Below are 23566 nucleotides of genomic sequence, written 5' to 3' on the forward strand. Positions count from 1 at the left end.
CACCGATTCCCATCCGGCCTACAAGGCGTTCGCCCGAACTGCCGCCATCTCGCACGAAGCGGTGAACCTGCGGGCTGGCGAACGCGTGCGCGGCGCCGTCCATGTCCAGAACGTGAATGCCTACCACCGGCGCTTCCGCCAATGGCTTGCCCGCTTCAATGGCGTGGCCTCACCCTATCTGCCCAATTATCTCGGCTGGCAGTGGGCGGTCGACGGACGTCGTATCGGATCGGCGGAGGCGATGTTGCGAATAGCGCTGGGCACGTCCAACATCGAACGGTGACAGCGCCATTTTTTTTGCGCCGGTTTTCGTTCAAGCTTTGACCCTGCGCCGGCGCGCCATCGCCAGGCCGGCCAGGGCCGTGCCGAACAGGGCGAGCGAAGCCGGTTCCGGCACCGTGAAGTCATCCATGGCCCATTGCGTGCCGCTGCTGTTGTAGATGACAAGCGTATCGATGTCCTTCCATCCGAGCCCGATCCACAAGGGCGTGGCCGTATCGATCACATAGGACACGGCGGTGGAATGGACCAGCCGCCCATCGCGCCAGCCGTCGAAGGCAAGTTCCTGCTCGAGCCAGGCGGAGGTGAAAAAGGCGCCGACGAAGTCGAATCCGCCTGCCTTCGACACCGCCGCGACGCCGCCGTCGCGGTTGAAGGCGGTGTTCGCGAACGAGACCGTGCCGGCGGCGTAGCCGCTGCCGGGATAGGCATCGGCCCGGATCGCGCCCAGGTTATCCCAGTCGAAACCCTCGTAGCCCTTGGCGATCGGCGCGCTTTCATCGCCCGCCAGGTCATCGAAGCCGATCACGCCGGCGCAGGCGCCGGCCGAGGCCAGCAGGAGCAGCAGGGAGAAAATGGTGTGTTTCATGCTCGTATTCCTTATGCTTGGGTGATCAGCGGGCCAGGGCCGCGATATCGGCATCGCTCAGGGCCGCGCCATAGATGCGCAGCTCGTCCATCGCGCCCTTGTAGGGCGCGTCCCACCAGTTCACGCCCAGTGCGAACACGCCGCTCGCGGTGGTGAACACGTTGGGGAAGTTGCTGCCGCTGAAGCGCTTCATGCCATCGACGTAGACATTGACCGCGCCGTTCCTGACGCTGAAGGCCACATGCGACCAGCGGCCGACCGGCAGGTTCATGCCCAGTCCGGCGTCGTACCAGGCCGTTCCCGACCACAGCATGGACGCGCCGTTCACAAAGCCATGCCCCATCGGCAGGAAGCTGATCCAGGCGTCGCTGGTCCGGGCGCCGAAGAAGGTGGTGCTCAAGGCCGTCAGTTGCGCCGGCTTGAGCCAGAGCGCGACCGTGTAGGCATTGGTCGAGATCAGGCCGTTCGGCAGGCGGATGCCGCTGGCGCCGTTGAAGACGGCGGCCTGGCCCCTCACACCTGCTTCATAGCCGATGCTGCCGCCGGCGAGGTCGAGCCTGGCGCCGACCACGGCGCCGGGCGCCGCGGCGCCATTGGTGTCGGCCAGGTTGCCGTCGAAGGCGTAATGCGCCAGCAGGCCGCCGGCCTTGCGCACCGTGACCGTAAATAGCTTGGTGGCGCTGGCTGTGCCCTTGCCGATGCGGGCAGTCAGGGTCACGGTGAGGTCGGTGGCGCCCGGGGTGACGACGCCGCTGTTGCTCACGACGGCGGGATGCGACGAGCTCCAGGCGATGGTCGCGCCGCGCGTCGCCGTGGTCGGCAGGTTCAGGTTGGCGCTCACGGCCGCCGTGTTGCCCAGGCTGAGCTCGGCGTAGATGGCATTCACCACCTGCGCATCGGTACGCGGAATCAGGCGGCTGCCGAACACCGCGACCCCTTCGCGCGACAGGGCCGACAGGGACATGACATAGCTTTTCGAGGTCTCGTCCCACTGGCTCAGGAAGACGCCCTTGTACGGCGAAGGCGAGCCGGCCAGGCGCAGCTCGACGCCATTCGCGCCCGAGAGCAGCCAGGTACCCGTTACCGCGCCGCTCACGGCGCCGTCGCTGCCCAGCGTGACCGACTGCGACTTCTTGACGGTGGCGGAGATGTCCTTGCCGTGGTTGACGAGCAGGTAGTCGCCGACCACGAACTCGCGCCGCACCGCCGTCGCATTCTCCTTGGCGTAGCGGTAGGGCGCGACGACCGGCCAGCCGTCGGCATTCATGAACATCTGGTGGACGCGGACTTCGTGCTGTTCGCCGCGCTCCGGAAAGCGCGCATGGAAGACCAGGAAATGCCTGCCGGTCGCGGCATCGTAGTAGGCCGAGTTGTGGCCGGGCGACACGTAGCCGGTGCCGATGCCGGTGCCCGGCTCGCCCAGCTTGCGCTCGAACAGGAAGTTCCCCATCAGCTTGACGCCGTAGGGCGCGATCGAGGCATCGTCGAACAGGGGCTTGCTCGGGTCCGAGCGGACATTGGCCATGTCGTTGCCCTGGGCGTCCAGGTAGGGGCCGTCGGGCTTGAGCGAGCGCGCCACGCGCATGTTGTAGCCGCCGTTGGCGTCGAGGCCGCCGAACGAGGTGAACATGTAGTAGTAGGAGGTGGCCGGGCTGTACATCACGAAGGCGCCCTCGATGCGGCTGTGGTTGCCGCCCATCAGGCGCTTGCCGTAGCCCTGGCCCGGCAGGGGCATGCCGTTGGTCGGGTTCATCTGCATGATGAAGATGCCGCCCGAATACGAGCCGTAGATCATCCACAGCCGGCCCGCATTGTCCGTGAACACGTGGGGATCGACGGCATTCGGGTGCTTCATCGCGTCATAGATGCTGCCGTCATGGCTGGCCTGCCCCCACATGCCGGAGCGCAGGATGATGCCCTTGTCGACATAGGGGCCTTCGATGCGGTCGGCCACGGCAATGCCGAGGGCGGAACGGGGCGAGTCGCCCTTGCAGGCGTTGTAGTACATGTAGAACCTGCCGTCCGCCAGCTGCCTGACGTCCGCCGCCCACAAGGTATCCGATTGCGCCCAGCTGAAGGTTTCCGCCAGCTCGGTGAACACGTTCGCCGTGCCGTTCAGGAACAGGGGATTGGTGGCGCTGACGCCGCTGGCGACCTGCTGCCAGTTCATCAGGTCGGTGGACTTGGCGGCAGCGAGGTGGGAACCGAAGACGTACCAGGTGTCGCCCGCCTTCACGATCGACGGATCGTGGACGGCAGCGTTCTTGAAGGTGATCGGGGTGAATCCGGCCTGGGCGGCGGCATCCGTGGCGAGCAGGGACGAGGCCAATAGCGCCCCCAGCCCCCATAGCGAAAGGGTGTTCTTCATGCATGTCTCCGTGATCGTTATGTAGCGTGATGCCGGCGCATGCAAGATTGAAGAAGTCTTTGCCTTTTTACTAATGAGATTAATGCGGCGGCCGATACCCGTATCGGTATCGGCAGCCGTGTACGGCAGGGAAGTGTTGGCGCGACCGGCTTACAGCAGGGCCGCGGTCAGGCTCTTGACTTCGTCGGCCGATTCGGCCAGCACCTGGGCCAGCGTGCCTTCGCCGATGGTGAAATCGATGGTAGCGGCCGAGTCGAGCGTGGTCGCGCCCGGACGCATGTGCAGCGGGGAGGGGAAGGGGGCCAGGTCCTTGGCCAGCAGCAGGGTGTCGCCCAGGGTTTCCGGCGGCAGCGCGCGCATGCCGTTCCACAGCGCCTCGATGGCGCCCATCACGGGCACCGGCACGCCGAGCTTGAGCAGCACGCCGCGGCCGATCGCCACTTCGCCGTGCTCGATCCACTCCGCGGCGCTGTCGCCGGTGGAATCGTCGAGCAGGCCGGGGAATTCGCCGGCGCGCGAGAGCAGGTAGAAGCCGCCCACCTCGTGCACGATACCGGCGAACATCGCGGTTTCCGGATCGACGAAGGAGACGCGGCGCGCGATCACCTGCGCCAGCGCGGCCACGTGGGCCGAATGGATCCACAGGGCGTCGGCCTTGGCGCGCAGGCCGGGATCGACGATTTCGCTGGCCAGCTGGCGCACGATGACCGAGGCGGCCAGTGCGCCCAGGGTGCGAAAGCCCACGCGCTGCACGGCCGCGCGGACATTGGTGACGTCATGGCCGGCGCGGTTGTAGGCCACCGAGTTGGCGATCGCCACGGTGCGCGCGGCGAGCAGGGGTTCGGCCTGCACCAGGCGCGCCGCCATGTCGGTGTGGCAGTCGGGCTCGTTCAGCGCACGCTGCAGCTTGAGCGTGGCATCGACGTTGGTGGGAAAGCTGAGTTCGCCGCGGCTGGCCTGGGCGGCGATGCTCTTGAGGGCGGAGAGTCGGTCCATCAAAAAATTATACCCCCATCGCCCCGTCCAGCTGGGAAAACTTTCCCTGTGGAATTATTCTAGTGTTTGATTTGCATCAAGATTCACTGAAGATGGCGTCGCAGCCTTCCTTCTGTTCTTCACGGTCTTCCAGCTCATCGACCAGACCCATGTCGAGCAGTTCTTCACTCGCATTCATGAAGCTGTTGAGCTTGGTTGCGCCGATGAGGCGGTAGATCTCGCCGGCTTCGTTGCGCACGCCGATCAGCATGGCTTCCTGCTTGACTTCTTCCAGGGGAGCGACATCCAGCAGGATGTTACCGATGATGTGCTTGTCGAAATGGGCAGGCTTCTTGCCTTCGATCAGGGATGTTTTCAAGGCAATTCCTTTGCTTGTGGTGGTTGGGGAGGAAGACTGCCGGCGGCGATCTGGTCGCGCAGCTTGCGCAGGACGTTTTCCAGGGCGTCGAAGTCGGCTTCGCCATAGCTCGAAAACAGCTGCTTGCCATGCGCGATTACCCTTGGGAACACATCACGGAATATGCCGTCGCCGGCAGGCGTGAGGCGCACGAAGAAGGAGCGCTTGTCGTCGCTGCTGCGTTCGCGCAGCACCAGGCCTTTCTGTTCCAGCCGTTCGATCACGCCGGTGAGGGTGCCCTTGGTGATCAGGGTGCGCTCGCCGAGTTCCTTGTAGCTCATGCCGGGCGTGTTGCCCAGCGTGGCAATGATATCGAACTGCGCGTGCGTCAACCCGTGCTGGCGCACCGATTCGCCGGAAAAACGCTCGAAGCCTTGCATGCACTCGGCCAGCAGCCGGACGCTCTTTAAATATCGTTCCCCCATGGGCAGGATTATAGCTGGCCGCAGGCGTTTTTCCGGAACGGCATCGAACGGGCCGGACCACGGCACTTGCTCCCAGTCGAGGTATCTCCGGTATCATTATCCCTTGATGACACCGCCCGTCCGTTCCGATGCAGCCTTCTGACCTGTCCCTCCTGGCACAGGAACGTCCGTTGCGCGTGCTGCTGGTGAACGCCGGCGAGCCGGACATGCTGACCTGGTCCGGCCTGGTCCAGCCGCTGCGCCTGGCCGCCAAGCTGCTCGGCCCCGAGCTGCTGCACGTCGACGTGCGCAGTCCCGACAAGTTCAGCGATTCGCAGCGCCACTGGCACCTGGTGCTGCTGGTGGCCGACGAGGCCGAGGCCGCCCTGAGGCCGGCCAACTGCCGCGCCCTGGTCGACCGCTGCCGCGCGGCGCCGTTCTGGGGCGGCGTGGGGGCCGGCGTGCTGTGGCTGGCCGATGCCGGCGCCCTGCACGGCGTGCGCACCGCCTTGCCCTGGGCGCTCTATCCCGACACCAATGCGCTGGCCGAGCAGGCCCTGTTCACCCCCAACCTGTACGAGTTCGACCGCAACCGCCTGACCTGCTGCGGCGGCGCGGCCAGCATCGATTTCGCCCTGACCCTGGTCGAGATGCTGTTCGGCGCGGGCGTGCAGGCCCAGGTGAAGGAGATCCTGTGCGTGGACCGGGTGCGCGGCAAGGACGAGCGCCAGCGGGTGGCCCTGCAGGCCCGTTTCGGCACCCTGCAGCCGAAGCTGACCGAGGCGGTCGCCTTGATGGAAGCCAACATCGAAGAGCCCCTGTCCACCGACGAGATCGCGCAGCTGGCCGGCATCTCGCGGCGCCAGCTGGAACGCCTGTTCAAGCAATACCTCGGCAGCCTGCCCTCGCGCTACTACCTCGAGCTGCGCCTGCAGCGGGCGCGCAAGCTGCTGTTGGAAACCAATTACTCGATCGTGCAGGTGGGGCTGATGTGCGGGTTCTCGTCGGGCTCGCACTTTTCGACGGCTTTCGGGGCGCTGTTCGGGAATACGCCGCGGGAAGAGCGGCAGAGGAAGTTGGGACAGTAAGCTTTGTTAGTAATTACGTAATATTTCCCCGACCAAAAACGAAAATCCCTGTCGCACTTCTGCAAGAACTTGTCAGGGTGGCTTTCTATAATGGCTTGAACCTGCGCGGCAATCGGTCCGCGTACAACGATCATCCATGAGGAAGCAGCCATGAACGCAAACCTTGACTCCGGTGTCACCACGCGGCCTGTCACCCGGCAGACCTTCGACGAAGTCCTCCTCCCGACCTACGCCCCGGCCGCCATGGTGCCGGTGCGTGCGAAGGGCCTGGACGTGTGGGACCAGGAAGGCAAGCGTTACCTGGACTTCACCTCGGGCATCGCCGTCTCGAGCCTGGGCCACTGCAACCCGGAACTGGTCGCGGCCGTGACCGAGCAGCTCAATACCGTCTGGCACCTGGGTAACGGCTACACCAACGAGCCGGTGCTGCGTCTGGGCCGCGCCCTGGTCGAAGCCACCTTCGCCGACCGCGCCTTCTTCTGCAACTCGGGCGCCGAAGCCAACGAAGCGGCCCTGAAGCTGGCCCGCAAGTACGCGCACACCAAGTTCGGCCCGCACAAGTCGCGCATCGTGTCCTGCCTGTCGTCCTTCCACGGCCGCACCCTGTTCACCGTCTCGGTGGGCGGCCAGCCGAAGTACACCGAAGGCTTCGAGCCGCTGCCGCCGGAACTGAGCCACATCCCGTACAACGACATCGAGGCCGCGCGCGCCGCCATCACCGACGACGTCGCCGCCGTGATCGTCGAGCCGATCCAGGGCGAGGGCGGCGTGATCCCGGGCGACCACGCCTACCTCAAGGCCCTGCGCGAGCTGTGCGACCAGACCGGCGCGCTGCTGGTGTTCGACGAAGTGCAGTCGGGCGTCGGCCGCACCGGCGCCTTCTATGCCTACATGGACACCGGCGTCACCCCGGACATCCTGACCTCGGCCAAGGCCCTGGGCAACGGCTACCCGATCGGCGCCATGATCACCACCGAGGAAATCGGCATGCATCTCAACGTCGGTTCGCACGGCACCACCTACGGCGGCAACCCGCTGGCCGGCACCGTCGGCCTGAAGGTCGTCGAGACCATCAACACCCCGGGCTTCCTGGCGCGCGTGCGTGAAGCCAGCGGCAAGATCTTCGCCAACCTGGAGAAGCTGGCCGCCGACTACCCGCAGGTGTTCGGCAAGCCGCGCGGCCTGGGCCTCCTGATCGGCCTGCCGATGGCCGCCGACTACAAGGGCCGCTCCAAGGACTACACCAAGATCTGCGAAAAAATGGGCCTGATGCTCCTGATCGCGGGCCCGGACGTGGTGCGCCTGGCGCCGGCCCTGGTGGTGTCGGACGAGCAGATCGCGGAAGCCGACCGCATCATGCGCGAAGCGGTCGAGGCATTCATCGCAGGCTGATCCACGGCAGGCATCCGGCCGGCGCGCTTTTCGGGGTGCGCCGGCTTCGCTGTTTGATCTCTTCCAGGAGTTCGCATGTTTGTAGTCCGACCGGTTGAACGCGCGGATATCGGGGCCCTCGAGGCCATGGCTGGGGTCACGATCCCCGGCGTGCACACGCTGCCGCGCACGCGCGAAGCCATCGTCGCGGCGGTCGAGCGCTCCATCGCCTCGTTCGCCGCGCACGTCGACATCCCGAGCGAGGAGTCCTACCAGTTCGTGCTGGAAGACCTGCGCACGCGCGACGTGGTCGGCACCGCGTCGATCCACGCCTCGGCCGGTTCGAACGGCACCTATTTCGCGTTCCGCAACGACGTGATCCAGCAGGTCTCGCGCGACCTGAACATCAGCCACAGTGTGCACGCGCTGACCCTGTGCTCGGAACTGACGGCCTACTCGCACCTCTCGGGTTTTTACATCCGCAACCGCGACAGCGCCGGCTTCGAGGCCGCGCTGCTGTCGCGCGCACGCCTGTTGTATGCCGTGCTGGCGCCGCACCGCTTCGGCGACCGCTTCTTCGTGCCGCTGGCCGGCGTCACCGACGCCGAGGGCCAGTCGCCGTTCTGGAACGCGCTGGGCCGCAAGTTCTTCAAGATGGACTTCCTCGAGGCCGAGCGCGTCATCGACGGCGCCCGCAACCGCACCCTGATCGTCGAGCTGATGCCGCACTATCCGGTCTACGTGCCGCTGCTGCCGGGCGACGCCCAGGCTGCCCTTGGCCAGATCCACCCGAGCGGCCAGCTGGCCTTCCAGCTGCTCACGCAGGAAGGCTTCGAGGCCGACGAGTACATCGACATCTTCGACGGCGGCCCGATCCTGCAGGCCCACAGGAACGCGCTGCGCTCCTTCTGCGCTTCGCAGGTGCGCCAGGTCGAGAGCGCCGGCCGCGCGGCCGGCAGCGCAAACGGGCACGACGAACTGGTGACCTACGCGGTGGCCAGCAGCGAACAGAACTTCCGCGCCGTCATCACCGCCTGCCCGCCGGCCGAATCCAGCCAGGTGGTCTGCCTGTCGCGCGACGCCCAGCAGGCGCTCGGCGTGTCGCCCGGCGACAGCGTCACCTGCGTGCGCATCTGAGAGGGGAATTGATGCTCGTAATCCGTGCAGTGAAAACCGACGACCTGGACGCCCTGATCGAGATGGCGCGCCAGGCCGGCAGCGGCATGACCACGCTGAAACCCGATCGCAAGATGCTGGGCGACCGCGTCGCGACCGCGGTGGCCTCGTTCAACGAAAGCATCCCGCCCGAAAAGCGCGACTACATGTTCGTGCTCGAGCATACCGAGGATGGCAGCATCGCCGGCGTGTGCGCGATCAAGGGCGCGGTCGGCCTCACCGAACCTTTCTATAACTACCGCATCGGCACCCTGGTGCACTGCAGCCGCGAACTGAACGTGTTCACGCGGATGGAGACCCTGTACCTGTCGAACGACCTGACCGGCTCGTCCGAGCTGTGCTCGCTGTTCCTGCTGCCCCAGTACCGCGCCGGCTTCAACGGCAAGTGGCTGTCGAAAAGCCGCTTCCTGTTCATCGCCCAGTTCCAGCAGCTGTTCACCGAGAAGATCATCGCCGAGATGCGCGGCTACCAGGACGAGAACGGCGTATCGCCCTTCTACGAGGGCCTGGGCCGCCACTTCTTCAAGATGGACTTCGACCACGTCGACGGCCTGACCGCGCTCGGCAAGAAGTCCTTCATCGCCGAGCTGATGCCGCGCCAGCCGCTCTACGTGGACTACCTGCCGGAGTCGGCGCGCGACGTCATCGGCAAGGTCCATACCTCGACCCAGCCGGCGAGAAAACTCCTGGAGAACGAGGGCATGCACTACGAAGGCTACGTCGACATTTTCGATGCCGGTCCGGTGCTGCAGGGCCGCGTGTCCGAGCTGCGCGCGGTGCGCGACAGCGTGCTGGCGGAGGCGGTCGAAGGCGTCCACGAGGAAGAGACCGAACATCTGCTGGTGTCGAACACCAGGCTCACCGATTTCCGCATGATCCTGACCCGCGGCGTGCCGGGCGCCGCCCGCATCGCGCTGTCGGCGCAGGAGATGTCGCAGCTGCACGTGCAGGCCGGCGAAGAAGTCCGCACGCTGCCCCTCAACACAAGGAAGAACGCGAATGCCTAATCTCTCGAATTACATCGGCGGCGAATGGCTCGCCGGCAGTGGCCCCGAGCTGGCGACCGTCGACCCGTCGACCGGCAAGCAGACCTGGACCAGCAATGCCTCCAGCGCCGAGGATGTGGCGCAGGCGGCCGCAGCGGCACGCAAGGCATTCGAAGCCTGGGCGCTCACCCCGCTCGAAGAGCGCATCGCCGTCTGCACGCGCTTCCGCGACCTGCTCAAGGAACACAGCGAAGAACTGGCCGCGATCATCGCCGAGGAAGTGGGCAAGCCGCTGTGGGAAGCGCGCACCGAAGTGACCACCATGGCCAACAAGATCGACATCTCGGTCCAGTCCCATGGCGCGCGCACTGGCGAAACGGCTTCCAAGGTCGCCGACGGCAATGCCGTGCTGCGCCACCGCCCGCACGGCGTGTTCGCGGTCTATGGCCCGTATAACTTCCCGGGCCACCTGCCGAACGGCCACATCGTGCCGGCCCTGATCGCCGGGAACACCGTGGTGTTCAAGCCGAGCGAATATGCGCCGCGCACCGCGGTGAAGACCGTGCAGCTGTGGGAGCAGGCCGGCCTGCCGAAGGGCGTGCTCAACCTGGTCAACGGCGGCCGCGACACCGGCGTGGCGCTCGGCCAGCATGCCGACATCGACGGCATCCTGTTCACCGGCAGCAGCCAGACCGGCATCGCCCTGCACAAGCAATTCGGCGGCAAGCCCGGCAAGATGCTGGCGCTGGAAATGGGCGGCAACAATCCGCTGGTGGTGTGGGACATTCCGGAAGATCCGAAGTTTCTCGACGCGGCCGTGCACCACACCGTGATGTCGGCTTTTATCTCGGCCGGCCAGCGCTGCACCTGCGCGCGCCGCCTGGTCATCCAGGATACGTCGCAAGCCCAGGCATTTCTTGACCGTTTGGTAAAAATCGCAGCGACCCTGCAGGTGGGGCCGTCCAACGCCGACCCGCAGCCCTTCATGGGTCCGGTGGTGTCGAGCGCCGTCGCTGCCCGCCTGGTCGAGGCGCAGGCCGATATGGCCGCGAAAGGCGGCAAGGTGCTGCTGCAGATGAAACAGCTCGACCCGAAGGCCGGTTTCGTCACCGCCGGCATCGTCGACACCACCGACGCGCAAGGCATCCCGGACGAAGAGTGGTTTGGCCCGCTGCTGCAGGTGATCCGCGTGAAGGACTTCGACGAGGCCCTGCGCGTGGCCAACGCCACGGAGTACGGCCTGGCCGCGGCCCTGTTGTCGCCATCGGAAGAACTGTGGAAGCGCTTCTCGGTGCGCGCTAGGGCCGGCATCGTCAACTGGAACCGCCCGACCACCGGCGCGGCCAGCTCTGCCCCGTTCGGCGGCGTCGGCAAGTCGGGCAACCACCGCCCGAGCGCCTACTATGCCGCCGATTACTGCGCCTACCCCGTCGCCTCGATCGAGACGGCGGAACTCGAGATGCCGGCCAAGCTGTCGCCCGGCCTGACTTTCTAAGACTATGCGTATCGCTCGCGAATACAATTTCGACGGCCTGGTCGGGCCGTCCCACAATTACGCCGGCCTCTCGTTCGGCAACGTGGCCTCGTTCAGCAACGTGCGTAGCGCCTCGAACCCGCGCCAGGCCGCCCTGCAGGGCCTGGCCAAGATGCGCGAGCTGGCCGCGCGCGGCTTCGCCCAGGCGGTGATGCCGCCGCAGGCGCGCCCGAACTTCCGCCTGCTGCGCCGCATCGGCTTTTCCGGCACCGACGCCGACGTGCTGGCGCGCGCGTGGCGCGAAGCGCCGGTGATCCTGGCCTGCGCCTACTCGGCCGCGCCGATGTGGACCGCCAATGCCGCCACCGTCAGCCCATCAAGCGACACCGCGGACGGCCGCGTGCACTTCACCCCGGCGAACCTGAACAACAAGCTGCACCGCTCGGAAGAGTACCTGCAGGCCACGCGCACCCTGCGCGCCATTTTTGGGGATTCGAGCCGCTTCGTGGTGCACGATGCGCTGCCGCCGGTCCCTGCCTTCGGCGACGAAGGCGCTGCCAACCATACCCGTTTCGCCGCCGCACATGGCGCGGCCGGAGTGGAGTTCTTCGTCTACGGCCGCGCCGAATTCGATCCTGCCGCTCCGGCGCCCAAGAAATACCCGGCACGCCAGACCCTGGAAGCCTCGCAGGCAGTCGCCCGCCTGCACGGACTGGACCCGGCGCGCACCGTGTTCGCCTCGCAGAACCCGGACGTGATCGACCAGGGCGTGTTCCACAACGACGTGATCGCGGTCGGCAACGGCAACGTGCTGTTCTACCATGAGCAGGCCTTCTTCGACGAAGCCGCTACCCTGGACGCGCTGCGCGGCGCCCTGGGCAGCGTCGACACCGACCTGGTGCCGGTGCGGGTCGCAAGCAATCAGGTGCCGGTGGCCGATGCGGTGGCCAGCTACCTGTTCAACAGCCAGCTGCTCACCAAACAGGATGGCCGCATGGCCCTGGTGGTGCCGCACGAATGCCGCGAGAACGAAGCGGTGGCGCGTTACCTCACCGAGATGGTCGCGAGCGGCGGCCCGATCGACGAGCTGCTGGAATTCGACCTGCGCCAGAGCATGCGCAACGGCGGCGGACCGGCCTGCCTGCGCCTGCGCGTGGCCCTCACCGAGGACGAGGCGCAGGCCATGCACGGCGGCGTCGTCATGACCGAGACCCTGTACGGGCTCCTGACGTCCTGGGTCGAGAAGCACTACCGCGACCGGGTCGAGCCGAAGGACCTGGCCGACCCGCAGCTGGCGATCGAATGCAACACCGCGCTTGAGGAACTGGAACGCATCCTCGGCCTGCCGGGCCTGTACGACCTGTCGTAAGGCCCGGTGGCCATGTTCTAATAACGGATTCGGACGGGACACCCCCGTCCATATAAAGCCAGGGTGGCGCGAAGCCACAAGCAAGAGCGCACCCGGGCACACAAACTTTGGAGAAGTAACATGAAAGACATGCCTCAAGATTTGCGCAGCCAGACGCTCAACCTGGTCAACGCGAACCAGTCCGCCGCCGGCGCCAATGCGCAGGTAGGAGCGCTCATCAGCGCCTGGCTCGGATCGCTCGACGACGAAGACCTGGCCGGCACCGCGCCCGAAAGCCTGGCCCCGGTGCTGTGGGAAGGATTCTCGCAGCTGGCCCAGCGTAGCGGCCCCGGCTGCCAGATCGCCACGATGCGCTATTCCGACGGCCGTGGCGGCATGGCGACTGCCCTGCTGATCCTGAATGACGACATGCCTTACCTGGTCGATTCCTTCGTCATGGCCCTGCGCAAGGAGCGCCAGACCGCCAGCGGCGTGATGAACGCCGTGCTGCCGGTGCGCCGTGACGCCAATGGCCAGGCGAGCGCCGTCGGCGAAGCCGGCGCGCCGCTGGAGTCGATCGTCCTGATCCTGATGAGCGACGAGCTCGAATTCTCCGAACTGGATTCCCTGACCGCGCGCATCCGCATGGTGGCCAACGATGCCGCCACCGTGCACCGCGACGCCGTCAAGATGGCCGACCGCATGACCGCGGTGGCCGCCGCAGCCGCGCAGGCCGGCAGCGCCGAAGGCCAGGAAGTGGCCGCCTTCCTCGAGTGGGCCAAGAACGAAGGCTTCGAGCCTTTCGGCTACGCCTATTACGTGGTGAAGGAAGGCGCGCGCGAACTCGAGCGCGACATCCCGAGCCGCATCGGCGTACTGGCCGACACCGCCCACCCAGTCTACGGCACCTGCCTGGCCAACATTCCGGGCGACTTCGAAACCCTGTCCCGCCGCGCCGACACCCTGTCGATCGTCAAGGCCGACGTCGAGGGCACCCTGCACCGCGACCAGCCGCTCGACTTCATCGGCGTGCGCAACACCGACGCCCAGGGCAAGATCCTGGGCGAGCACTGCTTCGTCGGCCTGTTCACCCGCGCCGCCACCTCGACCCCGCTGGCGCGCCTGCCGTTCGCGCGCGGCCGCGTCGCCAAGGTGCTGTCGATCGCCGGCGTGCGCCAGGAAGGCTTCCGCGCCGAGAAGTTCGTCGAGATCCTCGAGTCGCTGCCGCGCACCGAAGCGCTGGAAGCCGATCCAGAATGGCTGGCCCAGGTGTGCTCCTCGGTCGTGTCGATGTACAAGCAGCCGCGCCCGAAGGTCTTCGCGCGCCGCGACGTGTATGCGCGCCACCTGAACGTGCTGGTCTACCTGCCGCGCGAGCGCTACAGCGCCGCCGTCGCCGCCAGCCTGGCCTCGGCCCTGAAGGACAGCTCGGGCGCCCGCGACGTGCGCGTCCAGACCCTGGTGGCCGACGGCCCGCTGGCCCGCGTCTACCTGATCGCGCATGCCGCCCGCTATCCGCTCGACCTCGAAACCGACATCCAGCAGCCGCTGCTGGCGGTGCTGGACGGCTGGCATGACCGCTTCGCCGCCGCCACCAACACCATCGAAGACGCCGGCCTGCGCAGCAGCCTGCGCAAGCTCGGCGCCAACCTGCCGGTCAGCTTCGTCACCAACACCGCGCCGGAAACCGCCTTCCGCGACCTGCAGGCCCTGCTGAAGAACGGCCGGACCGATGGCCAGAACCAGCGCGTCGCCGTGCGCGTGGAGCCGGGCGACGCCGCCAACGGCATCGACGCCTCGATCCGCCTGTACTCGGGCGAGGTCGTGCCTTCGCTGTCGCGCATCCTGCCGGCCCTGCAGAACGCCGGCATCGCGGTCGACCGCGAGCAGACCTGGACCTTCAAGACCGCCGACGGCGCCGTGCACAACGTGACCGCCCTGGCCGTGGATGACGAGAGCGGCGCCAAGCTGGTCAAGCCGGGCATCATCCCGGTGGCCGAGGAGCTGTTCACCGCGCTGTTCAACAACGACGCCGAAGACGGCCGCATGAACGGCCTGACCATCGAAGGCGGCCTGTCGCTGCGCGAAGTGCAGCTGGTGCGCGCCTACATCAGCTACTGGCGCCAGCTGGGCTCGAAGTTCTCGGTGCGCTACATGGCCGAAACCCTGCGCACCCAGCCGGCCCTGGTGAAGGAATTCGTCACCGCCTTCCTGCTGCGCTTCGATCCGAGGCTGGACCAGGCCGAGCACGCCGCCGGCACCGCCAAGCTGGCCGCGCTGAAGGCCGGCCTGTCGACCGTGAACCACGCCGACACCGAGGAAATCATGGCGGCCCTGGTCGACCTGGCCCTGGCCACCATGCGCACCAACTACTTCCAGAACGCTGGCGAGAAGATGATCTTCAAGGTCGACACCAGCAACCTGGCGCTGGCGCCGGAACCGCGTCCGTACCGCGAGATCTACGTGTTCTCGCGCCGCTTCGAAGGCGTGCACCTGCGCGGCGGCCCAGTCGCCCGCGGCGGCCTGCGCTGGTCGGACCGCATGGAAGACTACCGCACCGAAGTGCTGGGCCTGGTGAAGGCGCAGATGGTGAAGAACGCCGTCATCGTGCCGGCCGGCTCGAAGGGCGGCTTCGTGTGCAAGCAGATGCCGCAGGGCGCCCCGCGTGAAGTGGTGGCCGCCGAGGGCGAAGCCTGCTACCGCGAATTCATCTCCAGCCTGCTGGAAGTGACCGACAACCGCGTGCGCGGCGAAATCGTCCCACCGGACAACACCGTGCGCCATGACCAGGACGACCCCTACCTGGTGGTGGCCGCCGACAAGGGCACCGCGACCTTCTCGGACATCGCCAACAGCATCGCCGTCAAGCGCGGCTTCTGGCTGGGCGACGCCTTCGCCTCGGGCGGCTCGAACGGCTACGACCACAAGAAGATGGGCATCACCGCCAAGGGCGCGTTCGAAGCGGTCAAGCGCCACTTCTTCGAACTGGGCCACGACATGAACACCACCCCGGTCACCATGGTCGGCGTGGGCGACATGTCGGGCGACGTGTTCGGCAACGGCGTGCTGCTGTCGCGCCAGCTCAAGCTGGTGGCGGCCTTCGACCACCGCCACATCTTCCTGGACCCGAACCCGGATACCGAAGTCTCGTTCAAGGAACGCCAGCGCATGTTCGCGCTGCCGCGCTCCTCGTGGGAAGATTATGACAAGAGCCTGATCTCGCAGGGCGGCGGCGTGTTCCCGCGCACCGCGCGCTCGATCGAGCTGAGCCCGGAAGTGCGTGCCGTCCTCGACATCAAGGAAAGCTCGCTGTCGCCTGAAGAGCTGATGCACCGCATCCTGCTGGCGCCGGTGGACCTGTTCTACAACGGCGGCATCGGCACCTACATCAAGTCCTCGAACGAGACCCATGCCCAGGTGAAGGACCGCGCCAACGACCGCATCCGCGTCAACGGCGGCGAGATGCGCTGCAAGGTGGTGGGCGAGGGCGGCAACCTGGGCGCGACCCAGGCCGGCCGTATCGAGTTCGCCCTGAACGGCGGCCGCATCTTCACCGATGCGATCGACAACTCGGCGGGCGTGGACTGCTCGGACCACGAAGTGAACATCAAGATCTGGCTGGACACCGAAGTCAACGCCGGCGAGCTGCCGGAAGCCGACCGTAACCGCATCCTGAACGAGATGACCGGCGCGGTGGAAGACCTGGTCCTGCGCGACAACAAGCAGCAGACCCACCTGCTGACCCGCGAAGCGCAGGCGCAAGCCACCGCCTCCGTGGTGGACGGCTACGCGGCATTGATCACCAACCTGGAATCGGAAGGCGCCGTCAACCGCGAGCTGGAGCAGCTGCCGACCGACGCCGAGCTGGCCCGCCGCAAGGCCCTCGGCCTGGGCCTGACCACGCCGGAACTGGCGGTGGTCATCGCCAACGTGAAGAACCGCTTCAAGCGCACCCTGCTGGCGCTGCCGCTGGTCGAGGAGTCGTGGGCCGAATCGCTGCTGCGCCCATACTTCCCGGCGCAAATGGTCGCCACCCGCAACCCGCTGAACCACCCGCTGGCCAACGCCATCCTGGCCACCGTGCTGGCCAACGAAGCGGTGAACCGCTGCGGTCCGCTGATGCTGCGCGACCTGGCGGCCGAGCACCGCGTCGACGAGACCGAAGTGGTGAAGGCATGGGCACGCGCCTGGTCGGCGCTGCACCTGGCGCCGGTGTTCGACGCGCTCGACGCCGATGCGCTGAAGGTGCCGCGTGACGTCTCGATGGCGGTCGACATGCGCACCCGTGCGCTGATGCGCGCCGTGATCGAAGGCGTGCTCTCGCTGCCGGCCGGCGCCGACGGCATGGCCGAGCTGTCGACGTTGTTCGCCCAAGCTGACCAGCTCCGCGTCTTGAGCCCGGCCCGTTCGGAAGCCGATGGCCACAGCGGCCTGCCGGCGCCGTTCACCGCGGCCTGGAAGACGGTCGAGACCATCGAGTCGCTGGCTACCTTCCTGTTCGCGGCGGTGTCGGTGCAGCGTCCGGGCGGCATGAGCCTGGCCCAGTTCCTGCAGGTCGGCATGGCGCTGCGCCAGCAGGCCGGCATCGACATGCTCGAGCGCGGCCTGAAGCTGCCGGCCCAGAGCAAGGCCCAGGAACAGCTGCGCAACTACGCGATGCAGGCCCTGCGCCGCACCCAGCAGCGCCTGCTGCTGCAGGTGATCGAGCGTACCGGCCAGGGCGGCGACCCGCTGGCGGCCGTCAAGGAAGTCACCGAGGCGCGCGGCCTGACCGGCTTCGCACAGCCGGTCGAGCTCGAGCAGGCCATGCTGGACGTCTGGGCGCTGTCGGAAGGTTCGAGCCCGGACCGTCTGGCTGCGTAAGCGGATGAGCGCGAACATGGGTTCCGCGCTGCCGGAAGCGGTGCGCGCACTGGCCGAGGCGGACTTCGCTTCGGTCGCGCAGCGCTTTTCAGGCGCCGGCTTCGCGGTTAGCCTGCCGGCGCCCGGCATCCTGACGGTGAAAGCGGCGACGCCTGACCCGGCACGCGCGAGCGTGCTGGTGTCGGTGGGCGTGCATGGCGACGAGACCGGGCCGATCGAGATGGTGGCCTGGCTGATCGAAGCCTTGTCGCGCACCCCGCGCGAGCTGGCGGTGGACCTGATGCTGTGCGTCGGGAACATCGACGCCATCGCCCAAGGGAAGCGTTTCATCGACGCGGACCTGAACCGCATGTTCCGTGCGGATCGCGGGTCGCTGGCTTCTGCCTTCGAAGCGACGCGGGCCGATGCGCTCATCGCCGCCACCTGCGCCTTCTTCGAAGGTGCGGGGCCACAGCGCTGGCACCTCGACCTGCACACGGCGATCCGGCCGTCGCACTATCCGATGTTCGCGATCGTGCCCGAGATCATTCCCGATGCGCCGCGCAAGGCGCTCATCGACTGGCTGGGGCAGGCGGCGATCGGCGCCGTCATCATGAACCCGAAGTCGGTGGGCACCTACAGCTACTATTCAAGCGAGCACCATGGCGCCGCAGGCAGCACAGTGGAGCTGGGGCGGGTCGGGACGCTGGGGCAGAACGACTTGTCGCAGTTCGCCGATGCGTCGAGCGCGCTGGATCGCCTGCTGCGCGGGCAGCCCGGCCTTGCCGCCAGGGCGGCGCCGCACGTGTTCGCGACGGCGCGCCAGGTGATCAAGCTGTCGGATGCCTTCACCATGTCGGTGGGGCGCGACACCTGGAACTTCACGCCGATGAAGAAGGGTGAGGTGATCGCGACCGATGGCGAGACCGTGTACCGCGTGGAACATGACGAGGAGCTGGTCGTGTTTCCGAACCCGGATGTGCGGGTCGGCTTGCGCGCAGGGCTGATGGTCACGCGTATCGGCTGAGCAGACGAACAAGGGGGAGCATTGCTCCCCCTTGTTTCTTCCGGCAAGCTCGCAGCACGAAAAATCCCACGACGCTAGACTGAAGCCTTTGCCCCGAGCGGAGGCCTCATGAGCAGCATGCTTTTCTCCCCAGTCACCCTGGGTCCCCTGCAACTTCCGAACCGTATCGCGATCGCCCCGATGTGCCAGTACTCGGCCGTCGACGGCCTGCCGACCGACTGGCATACCATCCACCTGGGCGGCCTGGCGCTGTCCGGCGCCGGCCTGCTCATCATCGAAGCGACGGCGGTGACGCCCGAGGGCCGCATCTCTCCGGACGACCTGGGCCTGTGGTCCGACGCCCACCAGGAAGCGCTGGCGCCCGTGATCCGTGCGATGCGCCGGCATTCCCCCATCAAGATCGCCATCCAGCTGGCCCACGCCGGCCGCAAGGCCTCGACCAAGGTGCCATGGGAAGGCGGCGCCCAGATCGCGCCGGGCCAGCCGCGCGGCTGGCAGACCCTTGCGCCCTCAAGCATCCCGCACGCGGAAGGCGAGGCGCCACCCCTTGCGCTCGATGCCGAGGGCTTGGTGCGTGTCAAGGAAGCCTTCGTCGCCAGCGCGCGCCGCGCAGCTGCCCTGGGCCTGGACGGCATCGAGCTGCATGCGGCCCACGGCTACCTGATGCACCAGTTCCTGTCGCCGCTGTCGAACCTGCGCGAGGACGACTACGGCGGCTCCCTGGAAAACCGCATGCGCTTTCCGCTCGAGGTCTTCGACGCGGTGCGCGCCGCGGTTCCGCGGGAGATGGCAGTGGGCGTGCGCATCTCGGCCACCGACTGGGTCGAGGGCGGCTGGGAGATCGAGCAGAGCCTGCGTTTCGCCCGCGAGCTGAAAGAACGCGGCTGCGACTTCATCCACGTCTCGACCGGCGGTCTGTCGCCGCAGCAGAAGATCGCGGTGGGGCCGGGCTACCAGGTCGGGTTCGCGCAGCGCATCAAGGAGGAGACCGGCATGCCGACCATCGGCGTGGGATTGATTACGGAGGCGCAGCATGCGGAAAGCATCCTGCAGCAGGGCCAGGCCGACCTCATCGGCCTGGCGCGCGCCATGCTGTACGACCCGCGCTGGCCCTGGCATGCGGCGGCCCAGCTGGGCGAGCAGGTGTTCGCGCCGCCCCAGTACTGGCGCTCGCAGCCGCGTGAATACAAGGAACTGTTCGGCAGCATGCGCGTGGGCTGACGCGGGCGGCTGGCGGCGCGCAGCCGCAGCTCAGCTATCGTTTCTTGCAGCCTGTCGCACGGGGCAGGCGGGCAGGCGAGGTGATTGTTAAAGTCGCACCAGTTAACAACCACAGAGGATTTTCGCCATGCGTCTCATCGCCCTTGCCACCATCGCCGCGGCTGTCGCTTCCCTGAGCGGCTGCGCCATCATCGTGTCGCCGAACGACGGCGACGTGCGCATGCGCACGGTGTTCAGCGACAACGCGGTCGAGGGCGACGGCATCGCCGCGCGCGACCAGCGCCAGGTCGCGGCGCACGGCGTGCTGGAAGTGAGCGGGTCGATGCAGGTCGAGGTGCGGGTCGGCCAGGCGCCTTCGCTGCTGGTCGAAGCCGACGGCAACCTGCTGCCCTATATCCGCACCGAGGCGCAGGGCAATACCCTGAAGATCTCCAACGAGCGCCAGCTGCGCAGCAGGACGCCGGTGCGCATCGTCTACACCACGCTGCGCCTGACCGAGGTGCGTGCCGGCGGTTCCGGCCAGGTCGTCGTGCGCGACCTGAACGGCGCGCCGCTGGAGGTGCGCAAGAGCGGTTCCGGGACGGTAGCCCTGTCCGGCAAGGTCGACAGCCTGCATGCGCGCGTGAGCGGCTCGGGCGTCCTCGATGCGGGCCAACTGCGCAGCGCCAGCGCCGACCTGAGCCTGGCGGGTTCGGGTCGCATGAACGTCGGCGAGATCCGCGGCGACTACGTGCGCGCCAGCGTGGCCGGTTCGGGCGTGCTGCAGGCCGGCGGCGCGGTGCGTTCGCTGAATGCCCGTGTCGCAGGCTCGGGCAACGTGGACCTGGCCGCGCTGTCGACGCAGGACGCCGACCTGGCGGCCGACGGTTCGGGCGGGATTCGCGCCACCGTCAAGCAGTCGCTGGTGGCGCATGGCGGCGGCTCGGGCGGGATCCGGGTGTATGGGCATCCGGCGCAGCGCAGTGTCACGGGTCGTAACGTGCATCTGCTTGATTAATATTTGTAGGGTGGGCGGCTCTGCCGCCCACGCGGTGATACGTGCAACCGGATCTATCGCGGCCGTGCTGGCGGCAGTTGAACGCGTGGGCGGGAGACCCGCCCACCCTACGTAAAGCAAGGCCTCGCTTAGAGCAAATTATCGAGCAGGTCCGGCCCGAACACCTCGCGGTGCAAGCGGCTCGCCGGCGCGCCTGCCGCCAGCAGGGCATTCCACTGCGCCTGCATGAAGGGCAGCGGGCCGCACATGTAGACATCGGTCTCGCCGCGCGGCCACGAGGGCAGGCGCGCCAGTTCCATCTTGCCCTTGAGGGCGGCGCTTGCCTCTTCCTCTTCGTAGAAGGTCACTACGTGCAGGTGCGGCATGCGCGCCTTGGCGGCGGCGATGTCCGCCTGGTGCGGGTGGTGCGCCGCGTTGCGTGCGGCGTGGGCGAAGATCACGCGGCGCTCCGGGTTCACGGTCGCGATGCGGTTCAGCGCCGCGATCATCGGCGTGATGCCGACGCCGGCCGAGAGCAGCACCACGGGTTCGTTCGATTCGGTATCCGGCAGGAAGTCGCCGAAGGGGTGGATCACGTGCAGCACGTCGCCCACGTTCACGTTGTCGTGCAGCCAGGTCGACACTTCACCTCTTGGTGCGGCGCCGCCATCCTCGCGCTTGACCGAGATGCGCAGGCTGTCCTTGCCCGGCGCGTCCGACAGGCTGTACTGGCGCAGCTGGCGGCGGCCGTCGCTGAAATCGACCGCCACGCTCAGGTACTGGCCGGCCTTGAAGGGCGGCAGGGCGCCGCCGTCCGCCGGGACGAAGCGGATCGACACCACGTTGTCGCTCTCGCGCACCACTTCCGTTACGCGCATCGCGCGCGTCTCGCCCGGCTGCACGCCGGCTTCCTCGTACATCTTCGCTTCCGCATCGATCAACAGGCGCGCCAGCGAGGTGTAGGCCTCTTCCCAGGCCTTGAGCAGCGGCTCGGTGGCGGCATCGCCCAGCACGGTCTTGATGGCGCCGAGCAGGTGGTGGCCGACGATCGGGTAATGGTCGGCACGGATGCCAACCGCGGCGTGCTTGTGCACGATGCGGCTCACCACCGGGCCGAGCGCCGCGGCGTTGCCGATGTTGGCGGCGTAGGCGAACACCGCCGAGGCCAGCGATTGCTGCTGCACGCCGCTGGCCTGGTTGCCCATGTTGAACAGGTTCTTCAGCTCCGGATGGGCCTCGAACATGCTGCGGTAGAAGGTGGTGGTGATGGCCAGGCCGTGGTCGCGCAGGACGGGGACGGAAGCGTCGATGTACGGACGGGAAGCGCTCGAGATCATGATGTGTTCCTTGATAGATGTATCAGTTATGCATGTTTAAGGCCAAAAAATTGCCCCGGACGCGATGGGCAATCGGTGCGGACGGGAGCATTCTAGCAAAAGATGCTGAGTAAATGCATCTTTGAGCAAACAATTTTATTGCGAGAACACAAAACCCATATAATCGCTGCTTTTAGATGAGCGCTTGACCGGAGCGCCGCCGAAGCTTCCACACAAAGGACACGCCGTGAATCTGACCCTTGGCCAAAAGCTGATCCGCACCAAAACAGCCGAACGTCAGCATGACGAAGAGAGCAGCGGCGGCGGCCTCCAGCGATCGCTCGGCCTGTTCCCGCTGACCATGATCGGCGTCGGCGCCACCATCGGCACCGGCATCTTCTTCACGATGGTCGAGGCGGTGCCGAAGGCCGGTCCGGCCGTGATCCTGTCCTTTCTGCTCGCCGCCGTCACCGCCGGCCTGACCGCGCTGTGCTACGCCGAACTGGCCGGCCGCGTGCCCGCCGCCGGTTCCTCGTATTCCTTCGCCTATGCCACCGTGGGCGAGTTCGCCGCCTTCATCGTGGCGGCCTGCCTGCTGCTTGAATACGGCCTGGCGGGAAGCGCGGTGGCGATCGGCTGGTCGGATTACCTGAACAACTTCCTGTCGAATGCCTTCGGATGGGAGATCCCGGCCCACCTGCGCTCGCCGATGTTCGTGTCCGACCACCACAACGTCCACTTCAGCCCGGGCAACTTCAACCTGCCGCCGATGATCCTGGTGGCGATGTGCTGCATTTTGCTGATCCGCGGCACCAAGGAATCGGCGACCACCAATTCCATCATGGTGCTGGTCAAGCTGGCCATCCTGATCTTCTTCGCCGTGATCGCCTTCACCGGTTTCGATTCCGCCAACTTCACGCCTTTCTTCAGCCCCGACCCCGACAGCGGCTTCGTGGGCATGGCCGGCGTGACCGCGGCCGCCGGCACCGTGTTCTTCTCCTTCATCGGCCTGGACACCATCGCCACCGCCGGCGAGGAAGTGAACAACCCGCGCCGCAACGTGCCGATCGGGATCCTGTCCGCGCTCCTGATCGTGACCGTGTTCTACCTGCTGGTGGCGGTGGCCGCGATGGGCGCCCAGCCCGCCCGCATGTTCGCAGGCCAGGAAGCCGGCCTGTCGGTGATCTTGCAGAACGTCACCGGCCAGGCCTGGCCGGCGCTGGTGCTGTCGGCCGGCGCCGTGGTGTCGGTGTTCTCGGTAACCCTGGTGACGATCTACGGCCAGACCCGCATCCTGTATGCGATCAGCCGCGACGGCCTGATCCCGAAGACCTTCCAGAAGGTGAACAAGCGCACCCTGGCCCCGACCGCCAACACCATCATCGTCTGCTTGGTGGTGGGCGCGGTAGCCGGCCTGGTCGACGCCACCTTCCTGTGGGACATGGTGAGCATGGGCACCCTGACCGCCTTCATCGTGGTGTCGATCGCCGTGCCGGTGATCCGCGCCAAGCAGGGCCCCGGCGAGCCGGGCCATTTCCGCGTGCCCTTTGGTCCCTACGTGATCCCGGGCCTGTCGGTATGCGCCTGCCTGTACATCATGAAGGACCTGTCGCCGGCCACCTTCCGCGTGTTCTTCATCTGGATGGGCGTGGCCGTGGCCACCTACTTCCTGTACAGCGTGCGCCACAGCCGCCTGAACAAGGGGTAG

The 23566-nt window shown here is 67.0% G+C and carries 17 protein-coding genes and 1 pseudogene; 12 read left to right on the top strand and 6 right to left on the bottom strand.

Going from position 1 to position 23566, the window contains the following annotated elements:
• Nucleotides 1-283 (top strand): annotated as a pseudogene (locus ACK6C6_RS00005) (IS1595 family transposase); the annotation flags it as partial.
• A 30-nt stretch (nucleotides 284-313) separates the two neighbouring features.
• Here the strand turns inward: ACK6C6_RS00005 and ACK6C6_RS00010 are convergent.
• From ACK6C6_RS00010 to ACK6C6_RS00030, 5 genes are all read right to left on the bottom strand, one after another.
• Nucleotides 314-868 (bottom strand): PEP-CTERM sorting domain-containing protein, encoded by a 555-nt coding sequence (locus ACK6C6_RS00010; RefSeq protein WP_409265283.1) that lies wholly within the window; start codon nucleotides 866-868, stop codon nucleotides 314-316.
• A 25-nt stretch (nucleotides 869-893) separates the two neighbouring features.
• On the bottom strand, nucleotides 894-3236 hold the full coding sequence (locus tag ACK6C6_RS00015; protein ID WP_409265285.1) for a family 43 glycosylhydrolase: 2343 nt from the start codon (nucleotides 3234-3236) through the stop codon (nucleotides 894-896).
• A gap of 150 nt (nucleotides 3237-3386) precedes the next feature.
• Nucleotides 3387-4232: an HDOD domain-containing protein gene (locus ACK6C6_RS00020; protein ID WP_209587075.1), complete on the bottom strand. Its 846-nt coding sequence runs from the start codon at nucleotides 4230-4232 to the stop codon at nucleotides 3387-3389.
• A gap of 76 nt (nucleotides 4233-4308) precedes the next feature.
• Complete coding sequence (locus ACK6C6_RS00025) at nucleotides 4309-4590, bottom strand: hypothetical protein (protein ID WP_409265286.1); 282 nt, start codon at nucleotides 4588-4590, stop codon at nucleotides 4309-4311.
• The gene (locus ACK6C6_RS00030; RefSeq protein WP_229445950.1) at nucleotides 4587-5009 is read right to left on the bottom strand and encodes a MarR family winged helix-turn-helix transcriptional regulator; all 423 of its coding nucleotides are present in this window, start codon (nucleotides 5007-5009) and stop codon (nucleotides 4587-4589) included. Before ACK6C6_RS00030 ends, ACK6C6_RS00025 begins: the two co-directional genes overlap by 4 nt.
• A 173-nt stretch (nucleotides 5010-5182) precedes the next feature.
• On the opposite strand from ACK6C6_RS00030, the gene ACK6C6_RS00035 reads away from it, so the two are divergent.
• From ACK6C6_RS00035 to ACK6C6_RS00080, 10 genes are all read left to right on the top strand, one after another.
• Nucleotides 5183-6121, top strand: coding sequence for a GlxA family transcriptional regulator (locus tag ACK6C6_RS00035; protein ID WP_051996700.1), 939 nt, complete (start codon nucleotides 5183-5185; stop codon nucleotides 6119-6121).
• Nucleotides 6122-6271: 150 nt separating this feature from the next.
• On the top strand, nucleotides 6272-7513 hold the full coding sequence (locus ACK6C6_RS00040; protein ID WP_409265287.1) for an acetylornithine/succinyldiaminopimelate transaminase: 1242 nt from the start codon (nucleotides 6272-6274) through the stop codon (nucleotides 7511-7513).
• Between the two features lie 75 nt (nucleotides 7514-7588).
• Nucleotides 7589-8629 (top strand): arginine N-succinyltransferase, encoded by a 1041-nt coding sequence (locus ACK6C6_RS00045; protein WP_036212825.1) that lies wholly within the window; start codon nucleotides 7589-7591, stop codon nucleotides 8627-8629.
• A gap of 11 nt (nucleotides 8630-8640) precedes the next feature.
• Nucleotides 8641-9675 (top strand): arginine N-succinyltransferase, encoded by a 1035-nt coding sequence (gene astA / locus ACK6C6_RS00050; RefSeq protein ID WP_209587078.1) that lies wholly within the window; start codon nucleotides 8641-8643, stop codon nucleotides 9673-9675.
• Nucleotides 9668-11149, top strand: a complete 1482-nt coding sequence (gene astD / locus ACK6C6_RS00055) for a succinylglutamate-semialdehyde dehydrogenase (RefSeq protein WP_409265288.1) — start codon at nucleotides 9668-9670, stop codon at nucleotides 11147-11149. Before astA ends, astD begins: the two co-directional genes overlap by 8 nt.
• A 4-nt stretch (nucleotides 11150-11153) precedes the next feature.
• Entirely contained in the window at nucleotides 11154-12497 is a 1344-nt protein-coding gene (astB, locus tag ACK6C6_RS00060; protein WP_409265289.1) for an N-succinylarginine dihydrolase, read from the top strand.
• 120 nt (nucleotides 12498-12617) lie between these two features.
• Nucleotides 12618-17339 carry an NAD-glutamate dehydrogenase domain-containing protein gene (locus ACK6C6_RS00065; RefSeq protein ID WP_409265290.1) on the top strand — a complete coding sequence of 1574 codons (4722 nt, stop codon included), beginning with the start codon at nucleotides 12618-12620 and terminating at the stop codon, nucleotides 17337-17339.
• Between the two features lie 16 nt (nucleotides 17340-17355).
• Nucleotides 17356-18345 (top strand): succinylglutamate desuccinylase, encoded by a 990-nt coding sequence (locus ACK6C6_RS00070; RefSeq protein ID WP_409265292.1) that lies wholly within the window; start codon nucleotides 17356-17358, stop codon nucleotides 18343-18345.
• A 108-nt stretch (nucleotides 18346-18453) separates the two neighbouring features.
• On the top strand, nucleotides 18454-19566 hold the full coding sequence (locus ACK6C6_RS00075) for an NADH:flavin oxidoreductase/NADH oxidase (RefSeq protein ID WP_409265293.1): 1113 nt from the start codon (nucleotides 18454-18456) through the stop codon (nucleotides 19564-19566).
• A gap of 127 nt (nucleotides 19567-19693) precedes the next feature.
• Nucleotides 19694-20563, top strand: coding sequence for a head GIN domain-containing protein (locus ACK6C6_RS00080; RefSeq protein ID WP_409265295.1), 870 nt, complete (start codon nucleotides 19694-19696; stop codon nucleotides 20561-20563).
• A 128-nt stretch (nucleotides 20564-20691) separates the two neighbouring features.
• On the opposite strand, the gene hmpA is transcribed toward ACK6C6_RS00080, so the two are convergent.
• On the bottom strand, nucleotides 20692-21879 hold the full coding sequence (hmpA, locus tag ACK6C6_RS00085; protein WP_409265297.1) for an NO-inducible flavohemoprotein: 1188 nt from the start codon (nucleotides 21877-21879) through the stop codon (nucleotides 20692-20694).
• Between the two features lie 226 nt (nucleotides 21880-22105).
• On the opposite strand from hmpA, the gene ACK6C6_RS00090 reads away from it, so the two are divergent.
• The gene (locus ACK6C6_RS00090) at nucleotides 22106-23566 is read left to right on the top strand and encodes an APC family permease (RefSeq protein ID WP_409265298.1); all 1461 of its coding nucleotides are present in this window, start codon (nucleotides 22106-22108) and stop codon (nucleotides 23564-23566) included.

It is taken from the genome of Massilia sp. BHUDP2, from assembly GCF_046236355.1.
Lineage (GTDB): Bacteria > Pseudomonadota > Gammaproteobacteria > Burkholderiales > Burkholderiaceae_D > Telluria > Telluria varians.

Coding starts and splice junctions, on each gene's coding strand:
- astA (WP_209587078.1), top strand. CDS start 8,641: ATGCTCGTAATCCGTGCAGTGAAAACCGACGACCTGGACGCCCTGATC.
- ACK6C6_RS00015 (WP_409265285.1), bottom strand. CDS start 3,236: ATGAAGAACACCCTTTCGCTATGGGGGCTGGGGGCGCTATTGGCCTCG.
- astD (WP_409265288.1), top strand. CDS start 9,668: ATGCCTAATCTCTCGAATTACATCGGCGGCGAATGGCTCGCCGGCAGT.
- ACK6C6_RS00020 (WP_209587075.1), bottom strand. CDS start 4,232: ATGGACCGACTCTCCGCCCTCAAGAGCATCGCCGCCCAGGCCAGCCGC.
- astB (WP_409265289.1), top strand. CDS start 11,154: ATGCGTATCGCTCGCGAATACAATTTCGACGGCCTGGTCGGGCCGTCC.
- ACK6C6_RS00065 (WP_409265290.1), top strand. CDS start 12,618: ATGAAAGACATGCCTCAAGATTTGCGCAGCCAGACGCTCAACCTGGTC.
- ACK6C6_RS00080 (WP_409265295.1), top strand. CDS start 19,694: ATGCGTCTCATCGCCCTTGCCACCATCGCCGCGGCTGTCGCTTCCCTG.
- ACK6C6_RS00035 (WP_051996700.1), top strand. CDS start 5,183: ATGCAGCCTTCTGACCTGTCCCTCCTGGCACAGGAACGTCCGTTGCGC.
- ACK6C6_RS00070 (WP_409265292.1), top strand. CDS start 17,356: ATGGGTTCCGCGCTGCCGGAAGCGGTGCGCGCACTGGCCGAGGCGGAC.
- ACK6C6_RS00045 (WP_036212825.1), top strand. CDS start 7,589: ATGTTTGTAGTCCGACCGGTTGAACGCGCGGATATCGGGGCCCTCGAG.
- hmpA (WP_409265297.1), bottom strand. CDS start 21,879: ATGATCTCGAGCGCTTCCCGTCCGTACATCGACGCTTCCGTCCCCGTC.
- ACK6C6_RS00010 (WP_409265283.1), bottom strand. CDS start 868: ATGAAACACACCATTTTCTCCCTGCTGCTCCTGCTGGCCTCGGCCGGC.
- ACK6C6_RS00075 (WP_409265293.1), top strand. CDS start 18,454: ATGAGCAGCATGCTTTTCTCCCCAGTCACCCTGGGTCCCCTGCAACTT.
- ACK6C6_RS00030 (WP_229445950.1), bottom strand. CDS start 5,009: ATGCAAGGCTTCGAGCGTTTTTCCGGCGAATCGGTGCGCCAGCACGGG.
- ACK6C6_RS00040 (WP_409265287.1), top strand. CDS start 6,272: ATGAACGCAAACCTTGACTCCGGTGTCACCACGCGGCCTGTCACCCGG.